The organism is Dactylosporangium sp. NPDC006015, from assembly GCF_040614215.1.
Classification (GTDB): Bacteria; Actinomycetota; Actinomycetes; order Mycobacteriales; family Micromonosporaceae; genus Dactylosporangium; species Dactylosporangium maewongense.
The window spans coordinates 261,139-274,127 of the sequence record NZ_JBEXUD010000007.1; the positions used below are offsets into that span (position 1 = coordinate 261,139).

9 protein-coding genes are annotated in these 12,989 nt (G+C 71.0%); 3 read left to right on the forward strand and 6 right to left on the reverse strand.

What is annotated here, in order from left to right; all coding sequences use genetic code 11:
* The first annotated feature begins 122 nt into the window (after positions 1 to 122).
* Entirely contained in the window at positions 123 to 923 is an 801-nt protein-coding gene (ddaH, locus tag ABZ321_RS15360; protein ID WP_354891297.1) for a dimethylargininase, read from the forward strand.
* Positions 920 to 2,131: an ornithine--oxo-acid transaminase gene (rocD, locus tag ABZ321_RS15365; RefSeq protein ID WP_354891299.1), complete on the forward strand. Its 1,212-nt coding sequence runs from the start codon at positions 920 to 922 to the stop codon at positions 2,129 to 2,131. Before ddaH ends, rocD begins: the two co-directional genes overlap by 4 nt.
* 1,284 nt (positions 2,132 to 3,415) lie before the next feature.
* Here the strand turns inward: rocD and ABZ321_RS15370 are convergent.
* The 5 genes from ABZ321_RS15370 to ABZ321_RS15390 form a co-directional block, all read right to left on the reverse strand.
* Positions 3,416 to 4,693: a nitric oxide synthase oxygenase gene (locus ABZ321_RS15370; protein ID WP_344506137.1), complete on the reverse strand. Its 1,278-nt coding sequence runs from the start codon at positions 4,691 to 4,693 to the stop codon at positions 3,416 to 3,418.
* Positions 4,694 to 4,885: 192 nt separating this feature from the next.
* Complete coding sequence (locus tag ABZ321_RS15375; RefSeq protein WP_354891301.1) at positions 4,886 to 5,893, reverse strand: ABC transporter permease; 1,008 nt, start codon at positions 5,891 to 5,893, stop codon at positions 4,886 to 4,888.
* On the reverse strand, positions 5,890 to 6,855 hold the full coding sequence (locus ABZ321_RS15380; RefSeq protein WP_354891303.1) for an ABC transporter permease: 966 nt from the start codon (positions 6,853 to 6,855) through the stop codon (positions 5,890 to 5,892). Before ABZ321_RS15380 ends, ABZ321_RS15375 begins: the two co-directional genes overlap by 4 nt.
* Positions 6,852 to 8,378 carry a sugar ABC transporter ATP-binding protein gene (locus tag ABZ321_RS15385; protein ID WP_354891305.1) on the reverse strand — a complete coding sequence of 509 codons (1,527 nt, stop codon included), beginning with the start codon at positions 8,376 to 8,378 and terminating at the stop codon, positions 6,852 to 6,854. The genes ABZ321_RS15380 and ABZ321_RS15385 overlap by 4 nt, the downstream gene beginning before the upstream one ends.
* Before the next feature lie 89 nt (positions 8,379 to 8,467).
* On the reverse strand, positions 8,468 to 9,553 hold the full coding sequence (locus ABZ321_RS15390) for an ABC transporter substrate-binding protein (RefSeq protein ID WP_354891307.1): 1,086 nt from the start codon (positions 9,551 to 9,553) through the stop codon (positions 8,468 to 8,470).
* 252 nt (positions 9,554 to 9,805) lie between these two features.
* Between ABZ321_RS15390 and ABZ321_RS15395 the strand changes: the two genes are divergently transcribed.
* Entirely contained in the window at positions 9,806 to 11,908 is a 2,103-nt protein-coding gene (locus ABZ321_RS15395; RefSeq protein ID WP_354891309.1) for an NPCBM/NEW2 domain-containing protein, read from the forward strand.
* A gap of 1 nt (position 11,909) precedes the next feature.
* Here the strand turns inward: ABZ321_RS15395 and galK are convergent, their stop codons facing one another.
* On the reverse strand, positions 11,910 to 12,989 hold the full coding sequence (gene galK, locus ABZ321_RS15400; RefSeq protein WP_354891446.1) for a galactokinase: 1,080 nt from the start codon (positions 12,987 to 12,989) through the stop codon (positions 11,910 to 11,912).

A 12,989-nucleotide genomic window follows, 5' to 3' on the forward strand; every position in this document is an offset into this window, starting at 1 on the left:
TCCCGTTCGGGTCCCGCTTGGTTCTGGACGCAACGAATCGCCGTCTGATCGCGGTACAAGACAGGAAAACGCCGGCAAGAAGCAGCTTTCCGCAATGGAACGCCGGGCGGGTGGCGCCTACGTTGGATCGCATGAGCCGTCGCTACCTGATGTGTCGACCTACGCACTTCGCCGTTGACTACGCGATCAATCCCTGGATGGACCCGACCGCGCCCGTCGACGCCGACCTCGCCGTCGCGCAATGGACCCGGCTGCACGAGCTCTACCTGTCGCTCGGCCACACCGTCGACCTCATCGACCCGGTGCCCGGCCTGCCCGACATGGTCTTCGCCGCCAACGGCGCCACCGTCGTCGACGGGGTCGTCTACGGCGCGCAGTTCCGCCACCCGGAGCGCGCCGACGAAGGCCCCGCCTACCTCGCCTGGTTCGAGCGCAACGGGTTCCAGGTCCACCCGGCGAAGAGCGTCAACGAGGGCGAAGGCGACATCCTCCTCGCCGGCGAGCACCTCCTCGCCGGCACCGGCCTGCGCACCGAGCTCGCCGCGCACGCCGAGGCGCAGGAACTCTTCGGGCGGCCGGTGATCACCCTGCAGCTCGTCGACCCGCGCTACTACCACCTCGACACGGCGCTGACCGTCCTGTCGCCGACCAATGTCGCCTACTACCCGGGCGCGTTCTCGCCGGGCAGCCAGGCGGTGCTGCGCCGCCTGTACCCCGAAGCCGTCATCGCGACCGCCGACGACGCCGCCGTCCTCGGCCTGAACGCCGTCAGCGACGGCCACCGGGTCGTCCTGCCATCCGCCGCCACCCGCCTCGCGCGGGAGCTAGCGTCGAAAGGGTTCCAGCCGGTGCCAGTCGACGTGTCCGAACTGCACAAGGCCGGCGGCGGCCCGAAGTGCTGCACGTTGGAGGTGCGCGCATGACCACCGCTGTTTCCTCGTCGACCGGCCCCTTCCTGGACCAGGCCGAGCGCTGGACCGCGCACAACTACCACCCGCTGCCCGTCGTCATCGCCTCCGGTGAGGGCGCCTGGGTCACCGACGTCGACGGCCGCCGCTACCTGGACTGCCTCGCCGGCTACTCCGCGCTCAACTTCGGCCACCGCCACCCGGCGCTCATCGCCGCCGCACACGCCCAGCTGGACCGGATCACGCTGACCAGCCGCGCGTTCGTGCACGACCAGTTCGGCCCCTTCTGCGAGGAGCTGGCCGCGCTGTGCGGCAAGGACCTCGTCCTGCCGATGAACACCGGCGCCGAGGCCGTCGAGACCGCGATCAAGGTGGCCCGCAAGTGGGGCTACAAGGTCAAGGGCGTCCCCGACGGCCAGGCCACCATCGTCGTGGCCGCCGACAACTTCCACGGCCGCACCACCACGATCATCAGCTTCTCCACCGACCCCGACGCGCGCGCCGACTACGGCCCCTACACGCCCGGGTTCCGGATCGTGCCGTACGGCGACCTGGACGCCCTCACGTCGGCGATCGACGACACCACCGTCGCCGTGCTCATCGAACCCATCCAGGGCGAGGCCGGCGTCCTCGTCCCGCCACCGGACTACCTGCCCGGCGTGCGCGACGTGTGCACCTTGAAGAACGTGCTGTTCATCGCGGACGAGGTGCAGTCTGGCCTGGGCCGGACCGGTTCGACCTTCGCCTCGTCGCCGGTCGTCCCCGACATGTACGTGCTGGGCAAGGCCCTCGGCGGCGGCATCGTGCCCGTGTCGGCGGTCGCCGCCTCGCACGACATCCTGGGCGTGCTGCGCCCCGGCGAGCACGGCTCCACGTTCGGCGGCAACCCCCTCGCGTGCGCCGTCGCCCGTGCCGTCATCGCGCTGCTGAACACCGGCGAGTTCCAGGCGAACGCGCGGACCGTCGGCGCCCACCTGCACGAGCGGCTCAACGCCCTGGTCGGCCACGGCCTGACCGCCGTCCGCGGCCGCGGCCTGTGGGCCGGCATCGACATCGACCCCACCCTGATGACCGGCCGCCAGGCCTGCGAGGCCCTCATGGCCCGCGGCGTCCTGGCCAAGGACACCCATGGCTCGACCCTGCGCCTGGCCCCGCCGCTGCACGTGACCGCGGAGGACGTGGACGTCGCCGTCGACGCCCTCCACGCCGTCCTGAAGTCCTGACACCCGCGCTTCCCTGCGCTCTCCTGCGCTGTTTCAAGGCCGCCCCCGGTCCGCACCTGACCTGGGGCGGCCTTCTTGTTGCGGAGGGTACTGTTCTGCTTACCGGATTGGAGATCGATTAGGTGGCTGTTGGTACGGTCTAGGAAGCAGTCACCGGGACCGTCGAGCCGTCACGTCGGCTTCGCCGCCCGCAGTGGACGACACCCCGCGGCTCGCCGCAGCACTCGTCGGCCGCCTCACGCGTATCGCGCGCGTGTCGCGCGCGTGTCGCGCGCGATAGCCCGGCGCGCTGCTCACCACGGCGCAACGCATCGCTGCGGGCGATCGGGTGCGGCGGAGAAGGTGCAGGCGGTCGGGTGCGGCGGACGCGACGCCCGGCCCAGCCGCGATGCGGAGTGCCCGCCGCCGCGGTGCAGGACTGGCAGCGGGTCCCGCACCACCGACGAGGGCGCCGTTCGGCCACAGCGACACAGCGGCCAGCGGTTCGGGCTCGTGGTGCGGGCGGGCGGTGGACGACGTCGCCAGCCTGACCAGGGCCGAGCCGTCGTCAAGCGTCTTGCCCACGTCATGCCGCCCACGTCATGCCGCCCACGTCATGCCGCCTGCGTCGCTCGGCCGCGTCGCTCGGCCGCGTCGCTCGGCCGCGTCGCTCGGCCGCGTCGCTCGGCCGCGTCGCTCGGCCGCGTCGCTCGGCCGCGTCGCTCGCGATTGGCCCGGTGCGCTGCTCGTCCGCGCGAGGCGCTGCTGCAGGTGTCAGGAGCGGTGGAAGAGGCAACCGAATCAGCCGCGGTGTTGGCGTGGGGGGTGGCCAGCGTGTCGGGCCCGTGCAACGGGGAGTGGTGGGCGACGCCTCCGGCCGGCCGGGCTGCGCCGTCATCAGCAGCTGTCTTACGCGCGTCACGCCGCCTGATCCTGCCGCCCACGCCACGCTGCCGCTCACGTCATGCCTCAAAGCCCTCTGCGTCGTCGCCGGGCGGCTCGCTGAACGGCTCTGGACCGTCATGCACCGCGGCATGCCCTACGTCATCTGCGACACCGACGGCCGACCGGTCACCCCCGACCAGGCCAAGAGCATCATCGCCGAGCAGCGGACCGTGACCGAGGACATCCGACGCCGCAGCAGCAAGACCAAGGCGGGGAAGGCCCCTCAGCGAGCCCACACAGGGCATGACAGGTCACGCGCACAAGGCGCGGACAAACGGGGCAACCTTCCCCACCAACGATCCTCCGACCGGAAACCAGCCCGGTCAAGCCGGGCCTTGACAGCCGATCCCCGATAGGGAATCAGGGGCGGTGGAAGAGGCGGCCGAACCAGCCGCGGGGTTCGGGGGGTGTGGCGGGTGGGGTGGGTTCGTGGAACGGGCATGAGGGTGGGGCTTCAGAAGGCTCGGCGGTGTTCGGGGAGCGGCCGCGGCGGCCGAGGTCGCGGGCCTCGGAGTCCAGGTAGAAGGCGGGTCGCTGGTCGGCCTCGTGGTAGTAGCGGTGGAAGACGCCGGTGGTGGAGCCGCTCATCGGGGGGACGATCCAGGACCAGTCGGCGGGGACCTCGCGGCCGGCGCGTTCCTCGCTGGCGATGTGGGCGAGGAAGCGCTCCGACTCGGAGTGGTGGTCGCTGATGCGGGCGCCCGCCTGGTCGAAGGACCACAGGACGGCGCGGTTGAGTTCGAGGAGGGCGCCGTCGCGCCAGAGGGAGCGTTCGGTGCTGGTGTCCAGGCCCATCCGTTCGGCGATGACCGGCAGCAGGTTGTAGCGGTCGGGGTCGGCGAGGTTGCGGGCGCCGATCTCGGTGCCCATGTACCAGCCGTTGAAGGGGGCCAGGGGGTAGTCGACGCCGCCGATGGTGAGGCGCATGTTGGCGATCGCCGGGACGGCGTGCCAGCGCAGGCCCAGCTCGGCGAACCAGCGCAGCGTCGGGTGCTCGATCGGCACCTCCCAGACCGCGTGCTCGGGCAGGTCGTACAGGTTGACGTCGCCGCCGGGGCCCTCGATGGCCAGGGGGAGCACGTCGAAGGGGTTGTCCGGTTTGCCCCGCCAGCCGTACTGCTGCAGGGTCTCGGTGAACTGGGTGTTGCGCGGGTCGCCGGTGATCAGGCCGTCGGGCTCGCGATGGCCGGCGTACCGGATGAGCTGCTCGTTCCACAGCCGGGCGGAGGCGCGGCCGGGGACGTGCTGCGCGAAGACGGAGATCACGGGGCGGATCACGTTGCGTTCGCGCTGGCCGGCGAGGCGGAGGTGGCGGACGAGCTCCTCGAAGATCTCGTCGGGGGCGCCGACCTTGCGCAGGTCGCGCACGACGAGGCTGCGCCAGTAGAGCCGGCCGATGCAGCGGCTCGCGTTGCGCCACGCCACCCGGCAGCCGAAGACCAGCTCGGCGTACGTGTGGGTGTACGTGCCCGTCTCGGCGATCTCGTCGACGACGCGGGCGAGGCGTTCCCGGACGTCGCCGCGCTGCGGGTTCTCCCGGTGGAACAGGTCGAGGAAGTCCTCGGCCTCGCGGGTATCCACGGGCTGCCGCGGATCCCACTGCTGACCTGGCATGTCACGGTATCCAGGCACACTCATACTGGCCTCCCAACGCCGACGGGGGTCCCGACGCGGCAAGGAGTTCATGTTGTGTGCCGGGCCATCGTGAGAGTCGCACACCGTGTGCGCAACATGTCGGGCAGTCAGCAATGCAAGGTGCAAAACGGCATGGCACCCCGGCCGAAAGGACGACCGGAGTGCCATACGGAGACGCCGTGCAGCGCCGGGACGCTAGCCTGACGCGACCCGCCGCAGCCGGGCCAGGTAGGTCTGCGCGACGACGACGAGCGCGATGAACGCCCCGCTGATCACCGTCTGCCACGCCGACGTGATCTTGCCGTCCTGGTTGATCAGGTTCTGGATCACCTGGAGCAGCAGGACGCCGGCGATCGTGCCGCCGAGGGTGCCGGCGCCGCCGGTCAGCAGGGTCCCGCCGACGACGACGGCGGCGATCGCGTCGAGCTCCATGCCGGTGCCCAGCACGGTGACGCCGGAGCCGAGCCGCGCGGCGTTGATCGCCCCGGCGAGGCCGGCGAGCAGCCCCGACAGGACGTAGACCTTGATCTGGGTGCCGCGGATCCGCACGCCCATCAGCCGGGCCGCGTCCTCACTGCCGCCGAGGGCGTAGACGGACTGGCCGAAGCGGGTGCGGTACAGCGCGATCATGCCGATCACGAAGAGCACCACGACCAGGTAGACGGAGTATTTGACGCCGAGCAGCTCGCCCTTGCCGAAGTCCTTGAAGGCGCCGGGGTCCACGAGGTACGTGGTGCCGCCCTCGTTGGACAGGGCGAGCATGAGCCCGCGCGCGCCGAGCAGCCCGGCGAGGGTGACGATGAACGGCGCCAGCCTCGCGTACGCGATGACGAGCCCTTGCATGAGCCCGAACACCCCGCACACGGCGAGCGGCACGGCGAACGCGGCGGCGACGCCGTACTGCGACGCCCACGCGGCGAGGACCCCGCCGAGCACGTAGAGGGAGCCGACGGACAGGTCGATCCCGCCGGTGATGATCACGAAGGTCATGCCGAGCGCGATGAGGGCCGCCGGCGCCGCCGAGACGAGGATGGTGGCGGCGTTGTCGAAGCTGCGGAAGTTGTCGTACGCGACGAGACCGACGACGAGCACGATGCCGAGGACGGCGAGGGCGCCCTGGCGCTGGACGAGCTCGACGATCCGCTCGGTGCGCAGCGAGGCCGCCTCGGCCTTCTCGAGCTGGGGTTCGGCGACGAGGGTCATCGGGTCCTCCGTTCGCGGGCCGTGTAGACCGCGACCAGGATGATGACCGCCTGGACCATCTGGGCGGTCGAGTCCTTCAGGTTGTTGGCGATCATCGTCGCGGTCAGCAGCTGCATGAGGAACGCGCCGGCGACGGTGCCGAGGACGCGGACCTTCCCGCCGGTCAGCGGCGTGCCGCCGACGACGACGGCGGTGATCGCGGACAGCTCGATGAGCAGGCCGATGCGGGACGCGTCGGCGGAGCCGATCCGGGACACCTGGATCACGCCGGCGACGGCGGCGAGGACCGCGGCGATCATGTACACGCCGACCAGGACCCGCTTGACGGGGACGCCGGCGAGCTGCGCGGCGGCCCGGTTGTCGCCGATGGCGAGCAGCCGCCGGCCGAACACGGTGTGCCGGACGACGAACCCGACGACGACGGCGAGGACGGCGGCGATCCACACGGTGTAGGGCACGCCGAGGAACGCGTCGGTGCCGATGGCGAGGAAGTCCTTGTCGCGGATGTCCTTGTACTTGCCGTTGGACACGACCAGGGCGACGCCGCGGCCGGCGACGAGCATGGCGAGGGTCGCCACGATCGGCTGGAGGCCGACGAACGCGACGAGGCCGCCGTTGATGAGCCCCACGACCACGCCGCCGACGAGGGCGAGCACGATCGCCGGGACCATCCCGTACCCGAGGTACAGCGGGATGAGGGCGGCGCCGAGTGCCATCACGGACCCGACCGACAGGTCGATGCCCTCGGTGCCGATGACGAGCGCCATACCGAGCGCGACGATGACGACCGGCGTCACCTGGACCAGCTGGATGCGCAGGTTGTTCCAGGCGAGGAAGTTGTCGGTGTAGACGATGTTGAACAGCACCAGGGCGGCGAGGGCGACGTACACCCCGTACAGGGGCAGCAGCCGGCGGACCGTGGCGCTGTTGAACGACGAGGAGGAGGACACGGCGGTGGTCATGACGCCGCCGTCGCGATCACGTTCATCAGATGCTCCGTTGTCACTTCTTCGCCGCGCAGCATGCCGGCGACGGCGCCGTCGCGCAGCACGACCACACGGTCGGAACCCTCGATGAGCTCCTCCGCGTCGGAGGAGACCAGCACGACGCCGAGGCCTTCGGCGGCCAGCTCGTCGATGAGCGCCTGGACCTCCGCCTTCGCGCCGACGTCGATGCCGCGGGTGGGCTCGTCCAGCAGCAGGACCTTCGGGCCGGTCGCGAGGAGGCGGGCGAGGAGGACCTTCTGCTGGTTGCCGCCGGACAGGTCGCCGACGCGCTGGTGCGGGCCGGACGCCTTGACCCGCAGCCGGGTCATGAAGGTCTCGACGATCTTGTCGATCTTGCGCTCGGAGACGATGCCGGCGGTCGACAGGCGGGGCAGGACCGCGAGCGCGATGTTCTCCCGGATCGACAGCCCGAGGGCGAGGCCCTCGGCCTTGCGGTCCTCGGGCTGCACGGCGATGCCGGCCTTCAGGGCGGCGACCGGGTTGGGCCGGCGCACGACGGTGCCGTCGATCTCGACGGTGCCGCGGTCCAGCGGCAGCGCGCCGGCGACGGCCTTGATGGTCTCGCTGCGGCCGGCGCCGAGGAGCCCGCCGAGGCCGACGACCTCGCCGGGGAGCACCTCGAAGCTGACGCCGGTGAGCTTGTGCCGGCTGTTGAGGTCGGCGACCCGCAGCACGGGCTTGCTGTCGGCGGCCGCGTGCTCGCCGCCGAAGCTGGTGAAGCCTTCCTTGCGGACCTCGGACATGGGCCGGCCGAGCATGTGCGAGACGAGCTGCAGCCGGTCGAGGTCCTTGATGAGGCCGGTGTGCACGAGCTTGCCGTCGCGCAGGACGGTGACGCGGTCGCAGATGCGGTACAGCTCGTCGAGGCGGTGGCTGACGTAGATGATGCCGACGCCGCGCTCGTGGAGGCGCGCGATGACGCCGAAGAGGGTCTCGACCTCGCGGGGTTCGAGCGAGGAGGTCGGCTCGTCCATGACGACGACGCGGGCGTCGACCATGACGGCCCGGGCGAGGGCGACCATCTGCTGCGCGCCGAGCGCCATGAGGCCCAGCGGGCGGCGCACGTCGGAGGTGATGCCGTAGCCGGCGAGGATCTCGGCGGCCTCCCGGTTCATGCGGGCGACGTCGACGAGGCCGAGCCGGTTGCGGGGTTCCCGGCCGAGGAAGAGGTTCCGCGCCACGCTCATCAGCGGGACGAGGTTGACCTCCTGGTAGATCGTGGAGATGCCGGCCGCCTGCGCGTCGAGCGGGCCGTTGAACGTGACGGGCTGCCCCAGGTGCCGCAGGTCGCCGCCGTCGGGCTGGTAGACGCCGGTGAGGACCTTGATCAGGGTCGACTTGCCGGCCCCGTTCTCACCGACGAGGGCGTGCACCTCGCCGGCGCGCAGGGTGAACGAGACGTCGTCGAGGGCGCGCACCCCCGGGAACTGTTTGCTGACGCCGGCCACTTCGAGCAGCGGCGCGTCCGGAGCGGACATGCGAGAGGTCCCATCTAGAAGAAGGCCCAGGCCGGGATCATCCCCGACCTGGGCCATGCTGCGACAGCCAGCTGCGAACGGTCAGTGGGTCAGTACGCGAGGCCCAGGTCGGCCGCGGCGTTGGCGGAGTCGTACTCGCGGTCGGAGATGATGATGTTCTCCGCGATCTCCTCGCCGTTGAAGAACTTCGTGGCGGTGCCGAACGCGAGCGGGCCGAAGCGCGGGTTGGACTCGATGACCGAGTAGATCCAGCCGTCGACGATGCCCTGGACGGCGCCCTTGGTGCCGTCGATGGTGACGATCTTGACGTCGCCGGCCTTCTTGCTGGCGCCCTTCAGCGCCGTGATCGCGCCGAGCGCCATCTCGTCGTTCTCGGCGTAGACGCCGTTGATGTTGGGCTTGGACTGCAGCAGCTGCTCGGAGACCTTCTGGCCCTCCTCGCGGGAGAACTGGCCGGTCTGCTCGAACTCGATCTTGATGTTCGGGGCGACCTTGGCGATCTGCTCCTTGAACCCGTTGGTCCGCAGCGTGGTCACGTTGTTACCGGGGGCGCCGAGCAGGATCGCGACGGTGCCGGTGTTGTTGAGGGCCTTGGCCATCTTGTCGGCGGCGCGCTTGCCCTGCTCGTAGAAGTCCGAGCCGATGAACGTCAGGAAGTCCGTGCAGTGCTTCGCGTTGATCTTCCGGTCGATGGTGACGATCGGGATCTTCTTCGCGGCGGCCTTCTGGAAGACCGAGTCCCAGCCGTCGGAGTTGAGCGGCGCGATGACGAGCAGCTGCACGCCCTGGTCGATGAGGGTGCTGACGTCGGTGATCTGCTTGTCGAACTTCGAGTCGGCGTTGGTCACCTTCAGGTTCGCGGCCGGGATGCCCAGCTTCGCCGCCTCGTCCTTGATGGACTGGGTCTCGGCGATGCGGAACGGGTTGGCCTCCTTCTCCGACTGGGAGAAGCCGATGGTGGCCGTCTTCAGGTCGACCTTCTGGCCGCCGAACTTCGTCAGCGTGCAGGTGGAGCCTCCGGCGGCGGCGGACTTCGTCGTCTGCACCGCGGCCGAGCTGTCGGCGGTGGTCTTCGCGGCCGGGTCGTCCTCGGACTTCGCGCAGCCGGTCAGCAGCAGGGCGGAGGCGCTGAGCACGGCCAGGGCGGGCCGCCAGCGGCCACGCAGATCGATCATGTCGGGTCACTCCCTTGAGCGAGGGGGACCGCGGCGTGAGGCACGCCGCGTTCGGGGTGTACCGCATTCACTCATCCTCCAACTTTTTCTGTCAAGACTTTCCACCCACCCGACCAAAACCAAACACCAACTGTCACATGTTCGAGACCTTGCCGAAGTTGTCCCGACACCGAGGCGATCGATCGTGTCCATTCGCGCTCGCGTATGCCACAATATTCAACACTTTCGATCTTACTCAACCTGGGAGCTGGGATGACCCGAAGTCCCCGGGCGCTGACGCGCGCCCTGACGGCCGCCGCCACGGCCCTGCTCGCATCAACAGTCATCACTTCGATCGCGACAAAACCGGCGTCCGCCACCGCCACCCCGCAGCCCGGTCCCGTCACCGCCCCCGTGATGGGGTGGAACAGCTGGAACCGGTTCGGCTGCAACATCGACGAGAACCTCATCAAGGCGACCGCCGACGCCATGGTGAGCACCGGGCTGAAGGCGTCCGGGTACACGTACGTCAACATCGACGACTGCTGGATGGCCTCGACCCGCGACGCCCAGGGCCGCCTGCGCCCCGACCCCGTCCGCTTCCCCGGCGGGATCGCCGCCATCGCCGACTACGTGCACGCCCGCGGGCTGAAGCTCGGCATCTACTCCTCGGCGGGCACCGCCACCTGCCAGGGCCTGCCGGCCAGCCTCGACCACGAGACCGTCGACGCGCAGACGTGGGCGTCCTGGGGGATCGACCTGCTCAAGTACGACAACTGCAACAACCAGGGCCGCCCCGCCGCGCAGCGGTACAAGGCGATGGGCGACGCGCTGAAGGCCACCGGCCGGCACATCGTCTACAGCATCTGCAACTGGGGCGACGACGCGCCGTGGGAGTTCGCGCCGAACACCGGCGGCAGCCTGTGGCGCACCACCGGCGACATCAACGCCAGCTGGGGCAGCGTCACGTCGCTGCTGGACCAGCAGGCGGGCCTGGAGACGTTCGCGCGCAAGGGGTACTACAACGACCCCGACATGCTCGAGGTCGGCAACGGCCCGCTCACCGCCGACGAGAACGTCGCGCACTTCTCGCTCTGGTCGCTGCTGTCCTCGCCGCTGCTGCTCGGCAACGACCTGCGCAGCGTCCCCGCGGCCACGCTCAACGTGCTGCGCAACGCCGACGTCATCGCCGTCAACCAGGACTGGGGCGGCTCACAGGGCCGCCGCATGGCCGACTTCGGCGACACCGAGGTGTGGGCGAAACCGATGAGCGACGGGTCGGTCGCGGCCGTGCTGTTCAACCGCGGCGGCGCCGCCGCCTCGATCAGCACCACGACCGCCGCCCTCGGCATCGGCGGCTCCAGCTCGTACACCACGAAGAACCTCTGGACGGGAGCGACCGGCACCACGTCGGGCACGCTCTCGGCGACCGTCCCGTCGCACGGCGTCGCGATGTTCCGGGTGACCCGCGCCGGGACCCTCGCGGCCGCGCCCGCCGCCGGCACCCTCCAGGTGAGCGACCTGCCGTGGCTCGCCTCCAGCGGCGGCTGGGGCCCCGTCGAACGCGACCGCGCCAACGGTGAACAGGCCGCCGGCGACGGCGCCGCCCTGAACATCGGCGGGACCGCGTTCACCAAGGGCATCGGCGCCCACGCCGACGCCGCCGTCCACGTCTGGCTCGGCCGTGCCTGCCGCACGTTCACCGCCCAGGTCGGCGTCGACGCCGAGGCCGGCGCCAACGGTTCCGTGCGGTTCGCGGTGTACGGCGACGGCCGGCTCCTCGGGTACACGGGCGTGAAGACCGGCGGCCAGGCACCCACCAGGCTGACCGTGTCCACCGGCGGCTACCTGACGCTGGAGCTGCGCGCCACCGACGCCCGCAACGGCATCAGCTACGACCACGCCGACTGGGGCGCACCCACGCTCGTGTGCGGCGGCAGCGGCGCCGGTACGGCCGTCAGCGACCGCACCTGGGGCACCGCCACCAACGGCTGGGGTCCGGCGGAGCGCGACACCTCCAACGGCGAGCAGGCCGCCGGCGACGGCAGCGTCATCACCGTCGGCGGGGTCAGCTACCCGAAGGGCGTCGGCGTCCACGCCGCCGGCGACGTCACCGTGCCCCTCGGCGGCACGTGCAGCCGGTTCACCGCCGTCGCCGGCATCGACGCGGAGGTCGGCACGTCCTCGACCGGGGTGGTGTTCAGCGTCGTCGCCGACGGCGTCACGCTGTGGACCAGCCCGACCGTGACCGCGGCGGCACCCGTCGCCGTCGACGTGGCCGTCAGCGGGCGCACCGACCTGCGGCTCGTGACCGCGGGGGCCGGTTCGATCGACTACGACCACGCCGACTGGGCCGACGCCCGGCTGACGTGCTGACTCACCTGCTGAGGCTGTAGGTGCCCTGACCGGGTGTCACCACGAAGGTGTCGGGAGGCGTGAAGCCGTTCGCGGCGAACGCCTCCCGCACCGCCGTCTCCACCGCGTCGCAGCCCTCCTCGTCGACCAGCGCCAGGACGCAGCCGCCGAAACCGCCGCCGGTCATCCGGGCGCCGTGCGCGCCGTGCTCGAGCGCCACCCGCACCGCGGTGTCGACCTGCGGCACCGTGATCTCGTAGTCGTCGCGCATCGACTCGTGCGACGCCGTCATCAGCGGCCCCGCCGCGCGCAGGTCACCGGCGCGCAGCACGTCGACCGTGTCCAGGACCCGCTGGTTCTCCGTCACCACGTGCCGGACCCGGCGGCGCATGGTCTCGTCGTCGAGCTTGGCGAGGGCGTCGGGCAGCCCGTCGACGTCGACGTCGCGCAGCGCCGTGACCCCCAGGATCGCCGCCGCCTCCTCACACGCCCGGCGGCGGGCCGCGTACTCGCCGTCGACGTGCGCGTGCGGCGCCTTGCTGTCCACCACCAGGATCTTCAGACCGGCGCCGGCGAGGTCGAACGGCACCTGCTCCGTCGCCAGGGACCGGCAGTCCAGGAACAGGGCGTGACCCTCCCGGCACAGCGTCGACGCGGCCTGGTCCATGATGCCGGTCGGGGCGCCCACGTACTCGTTCTCGGCGCGCTGCGCGAGCCGCGGCCGGTCCCGCATCGGCACGTCCACGCCGGCCAGGTCCACCAGCACGGCCATGACGGCGCACTCCAGGGCGGCCGAGGACGACAGCCCCGCGCCGAACGGCACGTCGGAGGCGATGGTCAGGGTCGCGCCCGGCACGTCGACGCCGGCCTCGCGCAGCGCCCACACGACGGCCGCCACGTAGGACGCCCAGCCTTCGACCTTGTCTTCCAGATCGAAGATCACTGTTTCGCCCGTTTGCTCGGACGTGACCTGCCAGCTTTTTTGAGCGAGCCGGCTGCCGCTCACGGCGGTCGCGTGGGGGAGGGCGAACGGCAGCACGAAGCCGTCGTTGTAGTCGGTGTGCTCGCCGATGAGGTTGACCCTGCCGGGGCTCGCCCACAT